This window comes from Tenacibaculum profundicola, from assembly GCF_057220795.1.
The window spans coordinates 245,769-268,411 of sequence record NZ_CM170137.1; the positions used below are offsets into that span (position 1 = coordinate 245,769).

Here is a 22,643-nt window from a genome sequence, read left to right on the forward strand (position 1 = left end):
CATGATTGATAGCGAATTATTTAAATATCTGGAAGGTTATGTAACCGAAAAGCGTAAAAGTTTATTTCATAAAGTATTATCAAACAGAACGCGTCATTTCACTGTAGTTTTAGAAGATGTTTTTCAACCACATAATTCAAGTGCTGTGGTTAGAAGCTGTGATGTTTTTGGAATTCAAGATATCTATGCTATAGAAAACAAGTATACGAATAAGGTGTCAAGACATGTTGCTAAAGGAAGTCAGAAATGGCTGAATTTCCATCGCTATAAATCTGATGGAGATAATACAGAAAGATGTTTGAATGATTTAAAAAATAAAGGGTATCAAATTATAGGAACAACACCCCATAATGATTCTTGTCATTTAGTTGATTTTGATGTGACTAAAAAATCAGCATTTGTGTTTGGAGTAGAAAAAGAAGGTATTTCAGAGTATGTAAAGGAGCACGCCGATGGGTTCTTAAAAATACCAATGGTAGGCTTTACCGAAAGCTTAAATATATCTGTAGCAGCAGCCATTATTTTGCAAGACCTTACTAGTAGGTTACGAAATACCAAAAGTTTGAATTGGTGTTTATCTCCAAAAGAAAAACAAGAGTTATATGAAGAGTGGATTCAGAAGTCTATTAAAAATGTAGATAAATTGGTTACGCAATATTACGATACTATAGAGGCAAAAAACAAATAGTTGTGCCCTGAATAATAGTATTAGTTTAACTCCCAATAAGTTCGGGTGTTCTTTTAAGTTTATTGCTAATACAATTGCTATATAAAATCCAAGAATTGGATATTAATATCTCATAATTTTGTTTCACTTATTAAAAGGTTTTAATACCATTTTCTTTTACAGTAAATTCAAATAATAACTGGTATAATTGTTTGAGATCATATGAACTACAATCATAAAAACTACTATGATAGGATGTTTAATTTTTTTATTTCTACCATAGTAGACCACTGATATGTATGTAATTGTTTTATTGTAAGGTTATTCGATAATAATTTTTTTAGTTATCGTATGTCTATTGTTATCTGAAATATTCAATAAATAGATACCTGTATTTAAAGAAGAAAGGTCTAGTTGCTCCGTTGTTTTATGGATAAAATTACTAGATTTTGTAAATAGCTTTTTTCCTTGCATAGTATATAGGGAAATATCTAAAGGTGTTTTTTGGGTTTTGTTGAATTGAATGTGTAAAATATCGCTTACAGGATTCGGGTATACAATAAAATCACTTTCAAAAGGTATATCCTGCACACTTAAAGCATCATTTTCAATGTTAAAATCTACAATTCCAGAACCCCACGAAGCAAAACGCACCGTATTTGTAGAGGCTATATAGTCAACATCCATTGCATTAAAAAAACCAATACCTTCTGCAATGGAATACCATTTCTCTTCTTCAACATCAAATACATAAGGCCCGATATCAGTTCCAGCAAAAATAAATTTTCCATCACTAGTTGCAATCATACCACCGGTTTGAGCGTCTATTCCGCTTGGGAAATCTCCAGTAACATCTGTCCACGTTTCCCCACCATCTTTAGATAGTATAGATCCAATATTGTTTTTACTAGGACCACAAAATAAAATCCAATTATCGTTTTCTGGTAAAACGACAGCACTTCCAATATCTCCTCTGCCTTCAACTTCGTTGGTTTTTTTAAATAGGGTTTGTGAAACCAAGTCAAATGAGATTCCTCTATTTACCGACTTATACAATTTTGCGTCTTGTACCATGTACAAAATATCCGGATTAACAGTTGCTTGTGCCATAGCCATAATGTGATTGGTTCCCTTAGAAAGAATATGTTCCGAAAGAGTATCATCATCCCAAGTAACTCTAATAAGATCCCTAGAAAGTATCCATATACGTTTGTCAGGTTGGTCTCTATCTATAAATGTTTGTACCCACCCCATAACTGAATTTTTATTGAAACTTAAAGAATTCGCCTCGCTAAATTGACTATTAATGCTACTAATAGACTTAAAACTTCCGTCGTTTTCATATATTGGAACTGGGGCATATATTTTTTTACCTTCTCTTTGCCATTTCCAAGCATATTGCCCATCATGGCTATCTATGGGGGGACCGTCACCTCCAATGTTCTGATAAAAATCAAGTATATCATCACCATTATCGTCAATTACACTACAGCTACCTTGATCTTGAGTGCTATAATAGATGTGGTTAGGGTTGTTAGCTCCCGTAAAAAGGCTTTTACGATATACCAAAGGAGTTACTGTATTTAACACATTTAAATTGATATAGTGTGCATTTTCGTATCCATCGTTATCAAATGGTGTTCCTTCCGGAGGAAAATCATTCCATTCTTTGTATGAAATAAAGATTCCACCATCCGAACATCTCGTAGAAAATAAATCTCCTGAACTGTTATAGAAAAAATGAGAAGCTTGAAAATCTGGGTGATAATTAAATCGAATACGATTGTAATATTCACTAGCGCTTAGGTTTGTTCCATTTTGATAGTTACCCCAGCCACTTGTTGTAGAAACTGTATTATCTAGCTTATCCATCGAATTTACAGGAATGGCATATCCACCTATGCATATATCTGGATTTTCTGGATGAATTCCGATAAACATTCCAGCAGATAGCTTTCTTGTACGGTCTCCGTACCAATTTCCTTTTGGAAATTTTTCTATCCAACTCCTACCATTATCTGTAGATACCCAATATCGACTATTTACGGTAATATATAAAACTCTACTATCTCCACCAATGCTTAAATTATTTTCTCCATGTGATCTGGTATAATTCCCTAGCAGTCTAAAGTTTGTTTTTTGGTTATTTAATTTGTAAAATTTGCCAGATCTTCCTAGGTATACAGCACTTGCATTTCCTTGAACATCATATCTTGGTGTATACAAGTAGCTACTTTGACTATTTCCAAAATTTTTAAATTCTGAAAAATTAACACCATAGTCATTAGAAACATACACTTTTTTGTTATTTGTGACGTATAAAGTATGATTGTCTTGTCTGTTTACAATAGAACTTTTATTTGTATTTGGTAAACCATTAGATCGCGACCAAGTTTGACCATCATCATCAGAAAAATATAATGGACCGTTTTCAATATGTGCGACCAATCGTACCTTATTATTAATTTTAAAGGCGAATAAATTTTTATAACGATTAGGCCAATGTGCGGTAAGTAATTCAAAATCATCACCTCCTTGACCCGTTTTAGGATTGTATACAGTTCCTTTAAATATATACGACTTGGAATTGTACTCACTTGCATAATGATTATGTGTTACACCGTATATAGTATCTGTACCATCTAACATTTCTGCAAACTTGAAAGCTCCAGGCATATTTTTAGGGCCTTTAATATTCCAGGAACCATTTAAATTTCCATTAGCATAGGTTGCTGTTGTTTTGTTTTGCGTGTTGAAGTTTTTTGCTTGTGCAGATAGTTTTAGGAGTATCTTTTGATGTCTCGCAGCTTGTTCAGGCGTCCAAATAGCGTATTTATCTGGATTATCATCTCTTTTTTCCTTTTGATCTCTTTGTTCATAGGATTTAGGTAATACGGTTTTTTTTTCTACTGTTTTCATACAACTAAGATGAAAACAAAGGAATACCAGAGTAAAAATGTAATTTTTTTTCATGGTGTAGGTTTTAAAGGTTTACAAAAGTTGAAGGTTGTATTCCAGTATTGTAATTCACTATTTTGTCACAATTTATAATTTTTTTTCAATTTGTAAAGTATTGATATAGATTATTTTATATGTCTCAGGTTTTTTAAAGGGCTTAATACCTTTTACCATTTGAATTTACTGTAAAAGAAAAAAACACTCATTTTCGTTTGCGGTAAATTCAAACAATAACTGGTATAAGAATGATGATGTATAGATTATCGTGATTTTATGGTAAATACCAGTGTATAGATAAAACACAAGCATGAGTACAAAAAAAGACTACATAATTTATTGTTACAAGTATCCTAGTTTCTAGTGTAGCTATTTGATTTACAGGTGTTATGTGTGAATGTTTAAACTCAAAAAAATGATACTCTTTTTTGACAGATAATCTAAAGGCAAAATAAAAGGTGTTATGAAGAAGATAGTATTTTGTAAACCAGTTCTTTAGTTAATGTTTTACCGTTTGCGATTTCCTTTATTCTATCAAAAGTAAAAACAAAATCACATCCAGTTTTATAGTTAGAACAACCGTAAGCTGATTTTCCCTTTAAAACAGTTCCTTTGTTACATTTAGGGCATATGGGCGTATCCATATTATTGTGATCAGTATGTTTTTTTTCTTCTTTAGGTTCTATCTTTAAAGAGAAATTTTCATCAAAACGAACTAAACCTTCTACTTTTTCTTTGCCAATTTTCCACCCTTTTAAATTGGTGGTACATCCTTTTTCTAATAATCTAATAAGTTGATTTTCTGATATTTTTTTACCCATGAATTGAAATGGAAGCATAAATTTACAGCCATTTTTATAGGCCGAACAACCATAGGCTGATTTTCCTTTTAATAATTGCCCCTTTTTACATTTAGGACACTCTTTCCCTAAAAGGCTTTTCTTTATGGTAGCTTTCTTTTTAGGTTTCATGTCCGTTTGCTGAGATGCTTCATAAGAAATTCTCTTAGTCTTCGTACTTGAACGAACCTCATAAACGAGTTGATCAACCATCTGTTTCATTTCCTTTATGAAGGTAGAAGCGTGGTATTCACCTCGTTCTATTTCTTTTAATCTTTTTTCCCATAAACCAGTTAGTTCAGCTGATTTTAATAGCTCGTTGTCAATAAGCTCAATTAAGTCAATGCCTGTTTGTGTAGGAACAACTAATTTTTTTTGACGCTCTATATATTTTCTTCTGAACAAGGTTTCAATAATATTTGCTCTAGTAGAAGGACGTCCAATACCATTTTCTTTCATTAATTCGCGCATTTCATCATTATCTACTTGTTTGCCTGCTGTTTCCATTGCACGAAGTAAACTAGCCTCTGTATAATTCCGAGGAGGTTTAGTTTCTTTTTCCAAGAAAGAAGGTTCATGAGGACCTTTTTCCCCTTTTTCAAATGTTGGTAAGACACCAGTTTCTGACGTTTTTTTGCTTTCATTTCCGAATTCAAAAACTTCACGCCATCCTTTGGTTAAGATTTCTTTTCCGGTAGTTTTAAATGATACGTCATCTACATTTCCAATAACCACGGTGTTAGAAATAGTACTATCAGGGTAAAAAACAGCTATAAATCGACGAGTGATAATATCATAAACCTGTTGTTGATTGTATTGCAAGTTAACTTGTATGCCTGTAGGTATAATGGCATGGTGATCGGTTACTTTTTTATCATTAAATACTTTAGTGGATTTACGTATTTTTTTACCCAATACAGGCTCCGTTAAACTAGCATAAGCAGTTAACTTTTTTAAAATATTGGGCACTTTTGGATAAATATCATTTGGTAAGAAAGTGGTATCTACCCTAGGGTAGGTGACTACTTTCATTTCATACAGCTTTTGTACAATTTTTAGAGTATCATCTGCAGAGAAGCCAAATTTATTATTGCAGTATACTTGTAATCCAGTTAAATCAAAAAGTTTAGGAGCGTATTCTTTTCCTTTTTTTTTGGTAACAGACATCACTTCAAATTCAGCCTCCTTTACTTTATTGGCAAAAGTTTCTCCTTCTTCTTTCTTTAAAAAACGTCCCTGTTCACAGGCAAATAAGGTTTGTCTATATAAGGTTTGCAGTTCCCAGTAGGTTTGAGGTTTAAATTTTTTTATTTCTGTATACCGGTTTACTAACATCGCTAGGGTGGGTGTTTGCACTCTACCAATTGATAAAACCTGTTTGTCTCTCCCAAATTTTACAGTATACAAACGAGTAGCGTTTAACCCTAAAAGCCAATCACCAATTGCTCTGGAATATCCAGCATAGTATAAATTATTATATTCTTCATTTGTTTTTAGGTTTTCAAAACCTTCTTTTATTGCTTCTTCTGTTAAAGAAGAAATCCATAAACGCTGTATTTTTCCCGTATATTTTGCCTGATTAATGACCCATCGCTGAATTAATTCTCCTTCCTGTCCTGCATCACCACAGTTTATAACTACATCAGCTTTTTCAAATAGTGATTTAACAATGTTGAATTGTTTTTGGATGCCTATATCATTTGTTACTTTGGTTCCAAACCTTATAGGAAGCATGGGTAAATTGTTTAAATTCCAGCTTTTCCAATGGGGTTTGTAATCTTTTGGTTCCAAAAGAGTACATAAATGGCCAAAAGTATACGTAACGGCATAGCCATTTCCTTCAAAATATCCGTCATGTTTTGTATTGGCTCCTAAAATAGTGGCTATTTCGCGAGCAACACTGGGTTTTTCTGCAATACAAACTTTCATCCTTCTGTTTTAAAATCGAAATTACTATTTTTTCGGTTATGTATACAAACAAAAAACGCGGCAAATGCCACGTTTTTTCAACAATTGAAATAGTTGTTATTGTTTTACGGTATTTTTGAACTTGTCAAATTTACTAGTTGTTTTTTTAGGCCAACTATTATTAGAAGTATCAATATCAGCAGTTTCTAAGTCTGGATCAACTACAATACTTTTAAGTTCTTTGTTCAACGTAAATACACGGAATACATTGTTCTCGTTTTTTTTCCAGATTTGAGCAGGAAAAGTTTCACGTTTTTTTGTGCCATCAGTAAAGGTTAGCTCTACAATAATCGGCATTACTAAACCACCAGGTTTTTCAAACTCAACTTGATAAATATGTTTAGGTAATTTTTTTAAGGTAGCCTTTTCTTCAGAAGTTAGATTGTTAATATGTGCCTCCAGCTCTTTCGTATTAGCATCTTCTTTTTTTGTCGTTAAGTGAAATAATTTACCTAAACGTGAAAATTGAATAGGATATCGCTCCTGTAATTTTTTAGTTTGCTGACTAGGCTTGTCAGTTAAATATAATGATTTCACTTCTTTAATACCAATATCAGTATAATCAGTGGTATAGAACCACCCTCTCCAGAACCAGTCTAGATCCATACCTGAAGCATCCTCCATTGTTCTAAAGAAATCAGCCGGCGTAGGGTGCTTAAACATCCATCGTTTAGAATATGTTCTAAAGGCATAATCAAATAATTCAGGCCCCATAATTGTATGGCGTAACATATATAAACCAGCTGCCGGTTTTGTATATGCATTAGGACCAAAGTTATGAACATAATCCCCTTGAGACATAATAGGAGAAAGACGATCTTGATCTAAACTCATATAACCAACAATGTCTTTGGGTAAATTTCCAGTATTAAAATTAGGATCGTAATCTAGTTCTGCTAATATTTCAACAAAAGAGTTTAAACCTTCATCCATCCATGTCCATTGACGTTCATCAGAGTTGACAATCATAGGGAAGAAGTTATGCCCAATTTCATGAGTAATCACGCCGATCATTCCATTTTTTACTCTGTCAGAATAAGTACCATCAGGATTTGGTCTACCATAATTAAAACAGATCATCGGGTACTCCATACCTTGTTCTTTAATATGAACTGAAATCGCTTTCGAGTAAGGGTAGTCAAAGGTCAATTTAGAATATTCTTCTAAAGTATTCGCTACAACTCTAGTTGAATGCTCTTCCCATAAAGGATTTCCTTCTTTAGGATATAAAGAAACAGCCATTACTGTTTTTCCATTAATATCAACCGCCATTGCGTCCCATATAAATTTTCTAGAGGAAGCAAATGCGTAATCACGAACGTTATTTGCTTTAAAGTGCCAAGTTTTAGTTTTTGTAGTTCCTTCCTTTTCATTGGCCTCAGCTTCTTCTTGAGTAACAATAAAAACAGGGTTATTATAAGATTTTCTAGCTTTTTCCCAACGCTTACGATGCTCTTTGCTTAATACTTGTTTTTCATTTTGTAATTCACCAGTAGCATCAACAATATGGTCGGCTGGAACTGTCAGTTTTACATCATAATCACCAAATTCGAGAGCCCATTCACTACGTCCCCAAAATTCCATATTTTGCCATCCTTCTACATTATTGTATACAGCCAAACGAGGGAAAAATTGAGCAATGGTATAGTTTTTATTTCCATCAGGAAATAACTCAAAACCTGAACGACCTCCATCTTCTACAGAGTTGTTAATTAGGTAGTTCCATTTTATTTTGAATTTAAAAATTGCTCCTGGAGCTAAAGGTTGCGGTAAGTTAATTCGCATCATCGTATGGTTAATGGTATGAGGTAAATCTCGACCATCATCATATTTGACTGCTTCAATTTTGTAACCAAAATCTTTTGCTTTAAACATATTTTGTTCAACAAATTTATCAGCAGGAATAAAAGCACGAATTCCTTTGGATTCTGTTAGCGGAGTTTTTGAGTCAGGGGCACGCATGTTTTGGTCTAATTGGACCCATAGGTACTCCAAGTGATCTTTAGAATTATTATGATAGGTGATCGTCTCATCTCCATATAGTGTGTTTGTAGCTTCATCCAAACGGATATCCATTATATAATCAACTTTTTGTTGGCTATATTCATGACCAGGAGCACCAGATGCAGTACGTTGATCGTTAGGTGTTGCTAGTACATCTTTTAGTTGTCTAAACTTATTTTGATCAGTATGACCTTGTTGAGGCTTTTTGTTACCGTCTGTTTGCTGTGATAAAACAGAGGCAGATACCAAAAGAGCTGTAAAGAGTAATGTTGTATATTTTCTCATTATTCTGCTTATAAATATTTTTTTACCAAATCGGAAAATTACTGAATTAATATTACTAAAAAAGAGTGCTTATTAAAATTTTAACAAACCTTTATCATTTTTGGTGGTTAGAAAAAGACTTTTACGTATTTTTTTGTAGGTAGCCTTTATTATATTTTGTTGATCAGGGAATTGTTTTATTAAAATAGTATTGTGAACTTCAATGGTACTAACCTCAGAAATATTGTCTATTTCTAAATAAAAATAAACAATGTTCCCATTATATTCTTTCCCAATAAACGTATACAATTCTTGTTTATTATTAATAAAAATTTTGAAATGTTCTTTTAAATATTTGTAGAGATATTGGTCAGCGTTATCGGGTTCATCTTTAGTAGTTAGTTGAAGATTTGTATTATAATCTTTATGAATTGCAAGTTCAATATCATCTATAAATACATTCATAATCATTTGAACACTATTGCTTTTTTCGCTATACTCAATTTCTGTTAAAGCAATATAATATTTATGAACAGAGATCAATGAAGTAAATAATAATAATATTAAAATTGGTAAAGATTTTTTCATTTGAATAGAACTGTGCGTTGGTGCGCCAAATTAGTGTATTTATACTAAAGTTGGTTGATGTGTTACTAAGTTTATAGTTTTAAACTATAATGTTAGATTTAATCTATTAGACAATAATTTATTACAAGAGTTAAATGCGCTCTATGTGAGTAACATGTAATCAAGAACACTTCTTATTGCATCTGGTTATCTTAGTAGATGTATCGTACAATTATTAAAATATTATATGATTGTATTGCTGTGGTTTAGGTGTTTTTTGTGCTATGAAAGAGAGTCTAAATAAAATGACTAATTATGTTGTTTTGATGTTAATTCTAAATAAGAAACACTTTCTCGTCGGAGCATTTTAATAACTTCTAACGTTTTTTTAGCGGTATATAAACTCTCAAGACCCAAAGGATTACAATATTCTAAAAAATGATAGTAACGTTCGGGCGGGATTTGTAATTCTTCAAAAAAGAATTTCTCTCCTAATTCAGCTAATAATTTTGCAGGTATCCCTTTTTTAATAGCTAGTTCTTGTCTAAGCGCCCATAAACGTTTAGAATACCCGAATGGAATGACCGCATTTACTCTAGCTCCTACAAAATTCAAGTTAGGATCGGAATTTACAACTGGCGGTCTTACTCGTGTATCAATATGATCATCATCAAGTTTAGCTGACATATTTACATTAGTAAAGTCCATTGTTTTTTCAAGCACCTGACCTCTTCTATCTTTGGGTGTCTGTTTAATATCGTAAGTTAAATCTCCTTGAAAGTCATGTTGTTTTACGATAACTTCATCTAAGGTATAATTGATTTCATTCACAGTAAAACTATTTTCATTTAGCATGCTAAGTACTTCTTTTGATAGTTTTATGATTTTAGTTTCATAGCCAACATATGAAAAACGTAAACTGTCACCAGATAAAGCGGGTATTTTGAAAGTTCCCTCATCATTGGCATATGTAGCTTGCTTTGTGCTTAGATTAAGTATATGAACATTAGGAAGTACTCCAACTTTGTCAGAAATAATGCCATAAAAAACCTCGCGTTCCTTTTGCGAAAATATACTTGTAGAAATACATAATGCGGTATAAATAATTAAATTTTTCATATCTCAGTTTTGCTGGATTAATATACGAAATTCTTTCCTTTTTTTAAATATCTATGTTGTTAAATAATTTTTAACAATTCTTGTTTACTTTGTTAAAGAAATAAATAGAGGCATTACTACGATTTTAAAAAAGTGTATGTACTGAGTAGTTTAGCTATAATGATATGTTAACTTTTATTATTTCTCATCTTTTAAATTCCTAATAATTAAAAATGATTAGCCTTTCTTTTTCATAAGTTAAACTAAATGTTGAATGAAAATTCATAGTAATATATTTAAACCTTTTTAAAAAAGGAAAGAATTTCGTATCTTACCTCAGAATACTATTGATGTTCCTTTTCAGTTTAGCTATATAATGGCATGAAATTTGTAGTAATCAGCATGTTAGTGATCATTTAAACCCCCTTAAAAATGAAAACATTAAAAATAATATTTAGTAGTTTTTTTCTTAATTGTATTTTATTAAATGTACCATCAGTATTTTCTCAACAAGTCGTTGTTGAAAATCAAGTAGAGTATTTAGTTACTTCTGATGAAGTAAAAGATGAAAATTCATTATCACTTGATTTAATAAAAACGGTAGCACTTGACAAAAAGAAAACTATTGTTAGAAAAACAAAAAAATATATCAAGAGAACGGAATTGATTGAGTTAGACATTACTGCTGAAACAATTAATAGTTTGCGATTTAGAAAGAAAAGAGTTTCTAAGAAATGTTTTAAAGAAACGACTGAATCTTGTAATAAAAAAGATAAGAATATAACTGTAAAATAAGTTTAAAAGAAAACTTTGTTGTAAGATGAATGACGTATGTGAACAGTTAGAAAACTTACAAGTATAATGTTTTATAAGCAGTTATAAAAGACAATAAAAATAATTATTGTTTTAGTATCGTTTAACTAATTTAAGGTATTGAATGCTTTCTTTTTTTAAAATTTCTATAAGTTTAAAGAATTTATTTTGAGAGTAGAATTCCTCTATTCCAACGAAACTACAATATTCGATAAAGTGATAGTAATTGTCTTCAGGGATTTTCAATTGATTAAAAAAGAAATGTTTACCAAGTGCATGTAGCAACTTTTCAGGAAACTCCTTTTTAAGCTTTAATCTATTTCTCTGGGCTCTTCTTTTTTTATCTTTATTACCACCTAAAGGTACGCTAAATCCAAAACCATTAAAGGTATTAGGTATTTTGTTGGGTTTTACTTTAGATAAATGTGTTTCATCAGCTTCAGTAGGCATCATCAAGATATTTTTAGCATTCATGTTTCTAATAGAAGATATCATAGTGTTAACCATTTCATTAATGGTATCTTTTGGGATCTGTTCAATATCAATCATTAAATTACCCGTTAAATTATGTTTTTTTAACGCTACTTCATCCAAAATATATGTTTTTGTATAAAGCGTAATGTTTATTGTTTTCTTTGCTACTATTTTAGAATTAATCATGATAGTTTTAGGATGATGCTGTATCGATGAAATCCGTAGTTTATCTCCTAAGGAAACATCGATAGAAAAGTTACCTTTATCGTTACTAAATACTCCCTTATTTGTCGTTATGTTTACGATATGACCATTTTTAATAATCCCCAAAGTATCCATTAAGAAGCCTGTTAACGTAACTTGTTTTTCCTGTGAATTACAAAAGGTAGAGCTTAGTACAAATAACAAGAGTAGTTTTTTTATCATATGATTAAATCTTATTGTAAACAAAATAACAAACTACTGTTCTTAAAAATGTTCTAAGAACCTTGTAATGTTTTGTTAAACATTAATTACCAGAATAATAATGTGCTTTTAATAGCCCTAATTGTATAGCTATGTTTGCTGTTTTAGTAAATAGAAAAAACAAATTGAGAAACAAAAAACAACGTAATTATCTATTATGACGGCAACACGAAATTTGAGTTGAAATTGTATATCTAATGTCTTACGTTTGCACTTTTGTGTTATATACAATGATGTAGGATTGGAGTAGTTAAGATAGTAACTATTAGATTTTAAAAGATAAAACGGTACCCTACCTTTACTATTTTTTGAATATATACATTGTCGAAAGTATAAAATAAGTAATTTTGAACAAACTCTTTATATGAAAAAACTTATAATAGCAAGTACATCAACAGTGTACGGTAGTGGGTATCTAGAATATATGTTACCAGTATTATCAGAACACTTTAAAAAAGCATCTCCTATTTTATTTATTCCTTACGCAAGGCCTGGTGGAATAAGTTATGAAGACTACACGCTTCTAGTCAAAAACGCATTTAAAAAAATAAACTTAAGTGTACAAGGAATAGAGGAGTATGCGAATCCAAGAGAAGCTATTTTAAATGCAAAAGGGATTTTCACTGGGGGAGGTAATACTTTTGAGCTGGTGAATCAATTGTATAAAAATGATTTGATAGATGTTTTAAAAAAGGTTGTAGAGAATGGTGTTCCATATTTGGGAACAAGTGCAGGTAGTAACATCTGTGGTATTACTATGATGAATACCAATGATATGCCTATAGTATACCCTCCAAGTTTTGACACGCTAGGTTTGATACCATTTAACATAAATGCGCATTATTTGGATCCGGATCCGAATTCTAAGCATATGGGAGAAACTAGAGAAACGCGGATCAAGGAATTTCATGTATTTAATAAAACGTCTGTTTTAGGCTTGAGAGAAGGTAGTTGGCTAGAGGTTAATGGAACTACAATTATTTTAAGAGGGCGTTTAACGGCAAGACTTTTTCAAAAAGGTGAGATTCCTATAGAATTAGAGACAAATAATATTGTTAATATATAAAAAGCCTTGATTGCTCAAGGCTTTTAGACATGTTTTAACATTTTCCCCTTAAAAACATGCCTAGATATAGACACTTATCAATAGGGCTAACGTAAAATTATATATATTATTTTGTTTGAACTACAGTCTTTTACATTTAATAACGATTAATTCGTTGTTCAAATTGGTCGTAAAAAAGAGATAGGTGTTACCGCCGTCTTTTAGTTTTGTTTCCTTGCGAAGCTGCGCTACGCTTTTAGGGAAATTTCTAATGGTAATATTGACTTGTTTCTCTTGAATCTGTTTTTTGATTGTTTTTTTAGAATACTTGAACAAGTTTTCTATAGTAAACACTCTCCCAGGGAAATTGTTGACAAAAGATTCTGAAGTATATAAATGAGAGTTTATGTGGAGTTTGTCAATTTTCAATTGTTGAGAAACCTCGCTAAAACCGCCTGATTTTAAAATAGCTGCATTGGGTTCATATAAATAGCGTTTAGGTTTATCATAAGTGGGATTTGAAACGATATCTCTTTTGAAACCAAAGAGCTCTACGGTGTTTGTTAGAATATTGTGTGTTGTAATATCAATGGTATCAGTATAATTTTTTTGCAATAAAAACAGCAATTCTTTTACTTCATTTTTCACCGCGATGACATGAATTTCTTTTACAAAATTTAGTTCGTTAATGGCTGAAGATATATCTAGAATAGGAGAGTTCTTGATAAGAATATGATCTGATTTTGAAAATAGAAAATTTAAATTTTCGGGAATATTAGGCAAGCAATCTTTCAACAGAAAAACCTTTCCTTTAGCATCATTTCTTCTTGACGGATCAATATAAATACAATCGAATTTTTGAGCAGTGTTTTCGAGGAAGCTTATGCCATCTTTAGCTATCGTTTTAATATTTTTCACTCCAAGTAATTTGTTGTTATAAGCAACTATTTCAGATAATTCACTATTGATTTCACAATGGATAACCTCTTCGAAAACTTTAGAAAAATATAAACTATCAACACCAAATCCGCCAGTTATATCAATAATTGATTTTCCTGATACCAAGTTAGATTTGTAGTGAGCTGTGATTTCAGATGACGTTTGTTCAATACTTAATTTAGGAGGGTAGTACACCCCGGTACTACAATACCAAGTAGGTAATTTTTTTTCTGCCTTTGTTTTTGCAATAATTTGGTTAGCCAATTCTTGAATAGATATATCATGAAAAGGAGATCCTTTTAAAATTAATTTATTTACATCGGTCTTTACATTACTATTGATAAATAATTGAGCGTCAGATTGTAGAATTTTTCTATTCATTTCATTAGGAAAAGTAACTAATTGTACTAGTATAATAGTTACAAAAATACAGATATTTTAATAGCTAAATATGTATTAATTTGATCAAATTTTTCTAGTTTTGCGCACTTTTTTAATTTGAAAATTTAAATATTTATGATGAAAAGAAGTATGTTATTGATAGCTATGTTTTTAGTAGCTTTAAGTGCAAAAGCTCAGTTTTATGTGTCAGCGAGTACCGGTTATTCAATACCAAGTGCAGGTGTGAAATTTGGAACAAAAACTACTGTCGACGGGGTTGAAAATACCTATGGTAGTTATGGAGAAGGGCTACATTCACAATTAAGAGGTGGGTATTTTTTTAATAAATCTTTTGCCGTTGAAGTAGGTTTGGGCTATTTGCACGGAGCTGATCAGTCTTCCACATACTTAGAAATTCCGAATCACCCGTTTGTAGATATAAAAGCAAGAGGTAGAGCTTATGGAGCTTCAGCTTCTATCGTTTATCAGTTTACAAACAATTTTTATGGTCGTTTTGGCGCTCTTGTAAAAATTGGCGGAAGAACTGAGGCTATTGGAACTTTAAGAGATATAAAAATCCCAGCAAATACTCTTCCAGATGTTCCTATTGAAACAACTCTAGATGTAGATTTTGTGCATGATTATAAAGGTCGTTTACCTTTAGGAGCAATTGCTGCCATTGGTTACAAATATAATATTGCGAAGAATATTTCATTGTTTGCAGAACTTGAATATATGGGAATTAGTGTTACTAGAGATTCTTCTGAAATGACAGAATTTTCTGCAGTGATTAGGGAGAATGGAGGAGCTTTAAGTATTGATCAAGTAAGATCAATTATGCTAGCAGGAGCAAACCCTTTGGCTTCTGTATTCAATGCTACTATTGAATATGTAGATGAATTACCTTTAGGAGCTGATGTATCAGGTGCCAAACAATTATCTGAAAAAGTACCGTATTCTTCTTTTGGTCTAAATTTTGGAATTACCTATACTTTTGGTAAATAAAAAGTACGACGATTTTTACTGGTAATTTACTGGCAAAAATGGTTATGGTAAATTCCGATCTATAGGTGATAGCATATTAATAAAACCTTTTCTTAGTTTCATAGTATAATGCTTTGGTTATTTGAAACCCTTTAATGAGTAAAACGAAATTAAGAGGTAACTTTAAATTCCAATCGATATATAACACAAGCATGACTGTAAAGAAATGATTGAATAACTTTACCTAAGAATCATCGGTATAAATAGTAAACAAACAATTTGATGAAGAAGAGAGCTCAGTAGAGTTCTCTTTTTTATTTGATCGGTTTGTAACATTTTTTTACTTCCTGAGAATTGCGTATTTGAAAGTCATCTGTACATTTCTACGGAATATCGAATTTTCAGGAATCGTTAAATTAACGATTATAGGGCACTGATTATTGCAAATTATAGTATTAAGGTGGATTTATTAAAAATCTTGTACAAACATAGATTTTTGAAAATTACTAAAATCCTATTTATTGAATTCTTGAAAAGTACCATCGTCGTATAATAGTACAATTTTCACCAATTTTTTCACCGTTTCTGAGAATTCCTTATTTGAAAAAGTTTCGTCCTTTTGTTCATTTTGATTAAATAGTGATGGAGATGGAGTAGTGGCTTTTGGTTTCGAAATAGTTTCTTGTTTAATGGGAGCCTTGGCAATCTCTTTTTGTTTCGGAAAAGAACCTTCACCATTTAATAACCAATATAGATCTACTTCAGGAAATTTATCTATAATCTTAAGAACAAAGTCAAGGCTAGGTTTGTTTCTTCCAGAAATTAAATGTGACATACTGGAGCGTTGAACATCGATAGTATCCGCAAAAATTGAAGAAGATAAATTATAATGGTTAAGTATAATTTTTAAACGAGAAACAAATTCTATAGAGTTCACAATTGTTAATTTAATTAAATATATACAAATGTAAACAATTTAATTAACTCCAACAAACTAAGAATAATTAAGATTATAAGTAAAAAAACATGAAGTAATAGTGCAGTTAAAGTGATATTAACCCTTGACAAACAGCTTTTTAGTGTTCAATGATAAGATTTATCTATTATAGAGGGTTCAAATCTACATATATTTAGGATTAACAAAACTAAACTAAGATGAGTGGAAAGCAATGAGTTACTTTTGTAAATCATGTGATAACAATTGTATACTGGTAGTTTTATGATAGGATTAATATAAAACTCAAATAATCTACTGTACTATACATTAAATTAAAATAAGGGGTATGGTTAAGTTTCACCAAATTATACGTACAAATCGTCATATATAGGTGATAATTCAATAATAGCTATTAAAAATAGGCTTATTCAGTACATAAACTACTTATAAGACGAAAAATTCGAAGCTATTAACTAAACATTTCGTCTTATTAGAATCTATGTAATGATTATGTATTTAAATACGGTTTACAATTGTAAATAAACTGTTTATTGTATACTTTAAACTTGAAATAGTTGCTATAATCATAATTAACTTTAAACATCTACAGTAATATTCGCAATTCTCTTATAAAATAATGTCAAAAACGCTATAAATTACATTATTTAAAGAGAGATTTGATTATATCTCTTTATATATGCTATATGAGACTATAAAAAACCACAATATCTGTTTTAAGCAGAAATAAATACTAAAAACAACGGTTTACAATTGTGAATTACTTGATTCTTTCGGTAATATTAGAGTGAAAATTGTTTTCATTGTAGTTGAGCTAAATTGAATGGTAGCATTATGAGCTTCCATGATACTTTTGCTTAATGTTAAACCTATACCAGAACCATTTTTTCTTGTAGTGAAATACGGAACAAAAATATTTTCCTTAATGTCATTAGATATTCCGATTCCATTATCCATAATCAACAGATGAATTTGGTTATTTTGTTCAAAAACACTAATCTTGATTGTTGGTTTGTCAATATTGGCTAGTGCAAAAAGACAATTGGATAATAAGTTGATAATAACTTGTTCGATTTGATTACTGTCTGCATGTATATAATAATTGGTATTCATTATAAAATCGATCGTGATTCTTCGTTTTTTAAATTCTGAATCAAATAATACCAATGTATTTTGAAGTAATTCTGATAAATTTACTCTTTCCTTTATCGGATTAGGTAATTCTGTTAACTTTCTGTAAGAATTAACAAAGGTTGTTAAGTGGTTTGATCTCTTTTTAATTATCTGTAAGCCTTTAGAGAGTTCATGTATAGTTCGATTGTTATTTTCTTCAGTAAGTAACGAATCTAAATTCTCTGCTAAACTACTTATAGGAGTGATTGTATTTATTATTTCATGGGACATAACTTTCATTAACCTATACCAAGATTCCTTTTCTTTTTTATCTATTAATTGCTGAATTGTTTCTAATGATATCACTAAGTATTGGTGTTGATTAGTTTTCGTAATTGATGATTTAATGAAAAAAGTTTCTTGTACTTGATCAATATTTAATGAAACGGTATGTTTAAACTCAATCCAATCATCAATAAATACTGAAATTAAACCTAATTTACTGTTTAATAGGTTCCAATCATAAATTTTAGGAATTTTTAAGAATTCAACAAAGGCTTTGTTTAATTGAAAAACACTGATCTTACCGTTTATATCTTTGCGTAAAATAAGAATGCCAATACTTAAGTTTTCAATGATATTTGTAAAAATTAGTTGTTCAGAAACTTTTGATAGCTCCTTATGCCTGTGTTTTTCTAATAACAATCCTATTTTATGTTGAAGAACGTTTTGTACTCTTTTTGAAGTAATTATACTTGAATAGTCTTCAAACAGTAAAGTATCTAGGGATTTTTCTATATCCAAAAGTGTTTTCTTGAAATAATTTAGAAGTAGTAAAAACTGAAATATAAGGAGAAGGAAAAGAACTGAACAAGTGATTGGATATTTCAAATCATAGCAAATAATAATAAAAAATACGGTAATAATTAGCAATAAAATTCTGCTGATTAGTGTAATATATATAGTTTTCCACATCTATAATTTATATTTTTCTAAGCGTCTATACAAGGCGGCTCTTGTTAAGCCTAAATCTTTAGACGCTTTTGTAATATTACCATGATGCTTTTGCAAAGCTTTTTGAATTAGTAATTTTTCAACAGCTTCTAAATTTAGGTTTGTATTAGTATTGAAATCTAATTTTTTAATGGTAAAATGTAAATCGTTAAGTTGAATTTTAGGATTATCTGTAATAATGACTGCACGTTCAATGACGTGTTCTATCTCCCTAATATTTCCAGGCCAATGATAATTTCTTAAAGCCTTCAATGAATCTTCTGTAAAGCCTTCGACCTGTTTACGGTATTGTTTGTTTAATTTAAGCAAAAAATGAGTAGCTAGTAACGTGATATCTTCTTTTCGTTTACGAAGAGGAGGGAGGTTCAACTCAATAGTATTGATTCTAAACAATAAATCTTGTCTAAATAATTGTTTTTCAACCATATCATGAATAGGAGCATTTGTAGCACAAATTATACGGACATCAATTTTTCGTTCTTTACTTTCACCTAATCGTGTTATTTTTTTATCTTGGATTACTGATAATAATTTGGATTGTAAATGAAGCGGTATATTTCCAATTTCATCCAAAAAAATAGTGCCTCCTTTGGCTAGTTCAAAGCGTCCAATAGTATCTTTATAAGCACCCGTAAAAGCACCTTTTGCATATCCAAATAGTTCGCTTTCAAATAAATTGTCATTTAAGGCTCCTAAATCAACATGAATAAAAGGATGTTTTCGACGCTGCGATTGTAAGTGGATTTCTTTTGCAAATACATATTTCCCTGTACCATTTTCTCCTAAGATAAGAAGATTGGCATCCGTTGGAGCGACCTTGTGTGCCAGTTCAATGGCAGATTTCATTGCCGAGGAATTTCCTATGATATGTTTTGTTTGCTTATGAAAATCACGATTTTTTTGATGCTGAACTATTTGTAATTGCGACATCTTTCTTTTTGATCTGGCTAATTCAATACCTGCATTTACCACTCCATAAAGTTTTTCGGTGTTCCATGGTTTTAAAATAAAATCCGTAGCTCCTTGTTTGATAGCTTCTACAGCTAAATCGACACTCCCAAAAGCAGTCATAAGAATAACAGTGGTTTCACAGCTTAAGTTTTTAATATGTTTTAGCCAGTATAATCCTTCTTTACCATCTTCAAAACCAGTATTATAATTCATGTCAAGTACAACTACATCTACGATTGATGATGTTAAATGTTTACTTATTTCTTTCGGAGTACTAGTGGTTAGTATTTCAGTAAAATATTTTCTTAAACTAATTCTGGCCGAAAATAAAATATCGTCATCATCATCTACTATTAATATCGTTGCTTCTTTTTTTCTCATTTCACATAATTATAATATTGTATGGATACGAACAAGAAATTGTTCGGAATCGAACAATGTTTTTTAACTAATAATTCGTAACAACCTGTTTTGTAGTTGTTTATAATTATTTTTTTAATGGCATGTTTGTGGTAGTTAGTTCAATGAGTAGTAGTTAATTAAAAGAACTGTTAACTAAGATAATCATTTATGGACAGACAAATTAAACCAAAGAATAAAAAATTAAAGAGAGCACTATTTATTTTGATACCAATTGTATTCTTAATAAGTATTACCTTAATGAATGTGACTAGAAGTAATCAGTTGAAAGTTGAAAGAGAGTATTTAGGCATTCAAGAGGTTAGTGAAGGTGATTTTCAAGATATCATAATTTTTAATAGTACAGTTGAACCCAAAACATCGGTATTAGTGAATGTAGTGCAAAATGGATCGGTTGCTGAAATCTTTGCAGAAAGTGGGCAATATGTAAAAAAAGGAACTCCTCTTTTAAGAATTTATAATCCTAATGCTGAATTAAATTATCTAACGCAAGAAACTGCCATTGTTGAGCAAATTAATAATATGAGAAATATTAAGGTTAATATCATCAATCAAAAATTGTTGCTAGATCAGCAATTATTAAGTATTGATAATGATTTTATAAATGCCAAACGGAAATATAGTATAGATACTAGTTTATATAAAAAAGGGGTCATTGCTAAATATGAATTCGGAACATCGGAGCAAAATTATAAATACCAAAAGGATCGAGCTAACGTCATAAAAAAAAGTGTCACGGAAGAGAATAAAAATAGAGATATTCAACTAATGCGTATAAATACATCTCTTAATAACATGCATAAAAGCTTGGATTTACTGCTTAGAAATAAAGGAAACTTTACAATAAAAGCACCTGTAAGTGGTTTATTATCGTCGTTTAATCCGGTTTTAGGTCAAAGCTATAGCCAAGGAGAACCTTTAGGGAAAATTGATGTTCTTGATGGCTATAAATTAGTGGTGCTTGTTGATGAGTATTATATTTCAAAGTTACAAGAGGGGATAAGGGGAACTGTTGTTGTGAATAAAGAAAATCACGAGGTTGAATTGTATAAAATTTACCCAGAAGTAGTTGAAGCACGTTTTAAAGTAGAGTTAATTTTTAAAAATGATAATATACCCAAAGGTATTAAACGAGGAATGTCACTTAAGGGTAGGTTGTTTTTATCTGGAAATAGTAAGGCGCTTTTAATACCTAAAGGTCAATTTTTCCAGATCACCAATGGGAAATGGATTTTTGTATTAACTTCTGAAAATATTGCAGTAAAAAGAGAAATAAGAATTGGTAGAGAGAATCCCTATTACTATGAAATTTTATCGGGTTTACGTCCTGGAGAAAAAGTAATAACGTCAAGTTATCAGGATTTTAACGATTTTGAAAAATTAAACATACTCAATTGACTATCAAAAACAATTTGTAAACAATTAAATATCATGGTGTCATGGATAAAACCAAATTATTAACTTTACTTATAGTGTTCATTATGTTTGCTGGCTATACTCAAATACATAGATGCAATAACTATAAATTATTTGCTAATAGCGATTTAATAGAAGGAGTAGGTCAAGATCATGCAACTAAACTTCGTGAAAGTTTTACAATTTTCGAAGAGCTGTTAACTGGTAAAACAGAAAATTTTTTAAGAAGAACAACTAATAGCTTCATGGCTTTTAATAATCCTAAATCGTTGTTGACACCTATTTTGAATCAACTAAATTTTGACACTGTATGTATCTATAATATCTCAGTAGATGAAAACAAGATGAATCATATTTTTTTCAGTAGTACAGAGAATACAGAATATAAAATGGTATTAAAAATTAGTAAGGATTTTAAATATTTAGCATAGAAGAAGTTGGGTTAACAATAGAAAGAAGTGTGCATTTAACGGAGGATATTGTAAAGGTTCCTTTTATAATTATAGGAGATTGGATATTTATTGATGGAGAAATTAATGGACTTAAAGGATGATGGATGTTTGATACTGGGGCTTCTAGTGCTATTTCACTACACTCTAATAAAGTGATGAACGTTAAAGCCGATACCATAGGTTCTGGTTTTGTAGGTAGCGGTCAAACATTTGCAGCACTTAAATATCCATTGGTAACTGAAGTTAGGGTAGGGGATATAGCTTTTAATGATATAGAGAATGTTAGTGGTTTGAATATGGATTTCCTTGAGCCCATTATTACAACAGTTATTGGACAAATTGGATTTGATTTTTTTAAAGGTTATGATATGAAAATTGATTACTTAAGAAGTAAGCTTACATTTTTCAAACAAAAAGAAAAGGTAGATAACTGGAAAGATCTAAAAGAGCATAAAAATTATATAACGTCTCTACCATATTTCACTAGAAAATTAAATAACCATCCTATGATGATGATTAAACATAAAGGAGTTGATTTCATTATTTCAATTGATACAGGTGGAGGTAAAGGTAGTATGAAAATGGAAGAATCTAATTTCACTACATTTAAAAATGAAGGGGATATAGAAGATTTTTATGAAGAACCATTTCCATATTACAATTGGTACAATATAAAATTAAACAACGATTTAACAGTGAATTTATATGGGCTACATAGGAAAAATTTTAATCATGCTCATAAACCATTGGGAATAACCGAAAAAAATACTCTCACTCTTGATCATTCTTTTTTATCTCAATATATAACGATCTGGGATACAAAAAATAAAATAATTCATGTTTTAAAAAATCTGTAATA

17 protein-coding genes are annotated in these 22,643 nt (G+C 30.5%); 7 read left to right on the forward strand and 10 right to left on the reverse strand.

Annotated features, from left to right (window positions below; genetic code table 11):
• Window position 1 precedes the first annotated feature (1 nt).
• Window positions 2-688 (forward strand): TrmH family RNA methyltransferase, encoded by a 687-nt coding sequence (locus tag AC2TDS_RS01010; RefSeq protein WP_484737267.1) that lies wholly within the window; start codon window positions 2-4, stop codon window positions 686-688.
• Window positions 689-988: 300 nt separating this feature from the next.
• Here AC2TDS_RS01010 and AC2TDS_RS01015 read toward each other — a convergent pair whose 3' ends face one another.
• From AC2TDS_RS01015 to AC2TDS_RS01035, 5 genes are all read right to left on the reverse strand, one after another.
• Window positions 989-3,586, reverse strand: coding sequence for a T9SS type A sorting domain-containing protein (locus AC2TDS_RS01015; RefSeq protein WP_484737268.1), 2,598 nt, complete (start codon window positions 3,584-3,586; stop codon window positions 989-991).
• A 497-nt stretch (window positions 3,587-4,083) separates the two neighbouring features.
• On the reverse strand, window positions 4,084-6,390 hold the full coding sequence (locus AC2TDS_RS01020; RefSeq protein WP_484737269.1) for a type IA DNA topoisomerase: 2,307 nt from the start codon (window positions 6,388-6,390) through the stop codon (window positions 4,084-4,086).
• Between the two features lie 96 nt (window positions 6,391-6,486).
• Window positions 6,487-8,718 carry a M1 family metallopeptidase gene (locus AC2TDS_RS01025; RefSeq protein ID WP_484737270.1) on the reverse strand — a complete coding sequence of 744 codons (2,232 nt, stop codon included), beginning with the start codon at window positions 8,716-8,718 and terminating at the stop codon, window positions 6,487-6,489.
• A 72-nt stretch (window positions 8,719-8,790) separates the two neighbouring features.
• Window positions 8,791-9,285, reverse strand: coding sequence for a DUF6702 family protein (locus AC2TDS_RS01030; protein WP_484737271.1), 495 nt, complete (start codon window positions 9,283-9,285; stop codon window positions 8,791-8,793).
• Between the two features lie 288 nt (window positions 9,286-9,573).
• Window positions 9,574-10,383: a carboxypeptidase-like regulatory domain-containing protein gene (locus tag AC2TDS_RS01035; RefSeq protein WP_484737272.1), complete on the reverse strand. Its 810-nt coding sequence runs from the start codon at window positions 10,381-10,383 to the stop codon at window positions 9,574-9,576.
• Window positions 10,384-10,794: 411 nt separating this feature from the next.
• Between AC2TDS_RS01035 and AC2TDS_RS01040 the strand changes: the two genes are divergently transcribed.
• The gene (locus AC2TDS_RS01040) at window positions 10,795-11,157 is read left to right on the forward strand and encodes a hypothetical protein (protein WP_484737273.1); all 363 of its coding nucleotides are present in this window, start codon (window positions 10,795-10,797) and stop codon (window positions 11,155-11,157) included.
• A 111-nt stretch (window positions 11,158-11,268) separates the two neighbouring features.
• On the opposite strand, the gene AC2TDS_RS01045 is transcribed toward AC2TDS_RS01040, so the two are convergent.
• Window positions 11,269-12,075, reverse strand: a complete 807-nt coding sequence (locus AC2TDS_RS01045; RefSeq protein WP_484737274.1) for a peptidase associated/transthyretin-like domain-containing protein — start codon at window positions 12,073-12,075, stop codon at window positions 11,269-11,271.
• Window positions 12,076-12,478: 403 nt separating this feature from the next.
• On the opposite strand from AC2TDS_RS01045, the gene pepE reads away from it, so the two are divergent.
• A complete protein-coding gene (gene pepE / locus AC2TDS_RS01050; protein ID WP_484737275.1) occupies window positions 12,479-13,180 on the forward strand; it encodes a dipeptidase PepE in 702 nt (233 codons plus the stop codon).
• 120 nt (window positions 13,181-13,300) lie between these two features.
• Here pepE and AC2TDS_RS01055 read toward each other — a convergent pair whose 3' ends face one another.
• Entirely contained in the window at window positions 13,301-14,479 is a 1,179-nt protein-coding gene (locus AC2TDS_RS01055) for a class I SAM-dependent methyltransferase (RefSeq protein WP_484737276.1), read from the reverse strand.
• 135 nt (window positions 14,480-14,614) lie between these two features.
• Between AC2TDS_RS01055 and AC2TDS_RS01060 the strand changes: the two genes are divergently transcribed.
• The gene (locus AC2TDS_RS01060; RefSeq protein WP_484737277.1) at window positions 14,615-15,484 is read left to right on the forward strand and encodes an outer membrane beta-barrel protein; all 870 of its coding nucleotides are present in this window, start codon (window positions 14,615-14,617) and stop codon (window positions 15,482-15,484) included.
• Between the two features lie 493 nt (window positions 15,485-15,977).
• Here AC2TDS_RS01060 and AC2TDS_RS01065 read toward each other — a convergent pair whose 3' ends face one another.
• The 3 genes from AC2TDS_RS01065 to AC2TDS_RS01075 all read right to left on the reverse strand — a co-directional run bounded on the left by AC2TDS_RS01065 (window position 15,978) and on the right by AC2TDS_RS01075 (window position 19,877).
• Window positions 15,978-16,400, reverse strand: a complete 423-nt coding sequence (locus AC2TDS_RS01065) for a helix-turn-helix transcriptional regulator (RefSeq protein WP_484737278.1) — start codon at window positions 16,398-16,400, stop codon at window positions 15,978-15,980.
• A gap of 765 nt (window positions 16,401-17,165) precedes the next feature.
• Entirely contained in the window at window positions 17,166-18,335 is a 1,170-nt protein-coding gene (locus tag AC2TDS_RS01070) for a sensor histidine kinase (RefSeq protein ID WP_484737279.1), read from the reverse strand.
• Window positions 18,336-18,506: 171 nt separating this feature from the next.
• Entirely contained in the window at window positions 18,507-19,877 is a 1,371-nt protein-coding gene (locus tag AC2TDS_RS01075) for a sigma-54-dependent transcriptional regulator (RefSeq protein WP_484737280.1), read from the reverse strand.
• Window positions 19,878-20,066: 189 nt separating this feature from the next.
• Here AC2TDS_RS01075 and AC2TDS_RS01080 point away from each other — a divergent pair, with 189 nt between their 5' ends.
• The 3 genes from AC2TDS_RS01080 (at window position 20,067) to AC2TDS_RS01090 (ending at window position 22,641) form a co-directional block, all read left to right on the forward strand.
• Complete coding sequence (locus AC2TDS_RS01080; RefSeq protein ID WP_484737281.1) at window positions 20,067-21,314, forward strand: efflux RND transporter periplasmic adaptor subunit; 1,248 nt, start codon at window positions 20,067-20,069, stop codon at window positions 21,312-21,314.
• 41 nt (window positions 21,315-21,355) lie between these two features.
• A complete protein-coding gene (locus AC2TDS_RS01085) occupies window positions 21,356-21,763 on the forward strand; it encodes a hypothetical protein (protein ID WP_484737282.1) in 408 nt (135 codons plus the stop codon).
• 125 nt (window positions 21,764-21,888) lie between these two features.
• Window positions 21,889-22,641, forward strand: coding sequence for a pepsin/retropepsin-like aspartic protease family protein (locus AC2TDS_RS01090; protein ID WP_484737283.1), 753 nt, complete (start codon window positions 21,889-21,891; stop codon window positions 22,639-22,641).
• The last annotated feature ends 2 nt before the right edge of the window (window positions 22,642-22,643 follow it).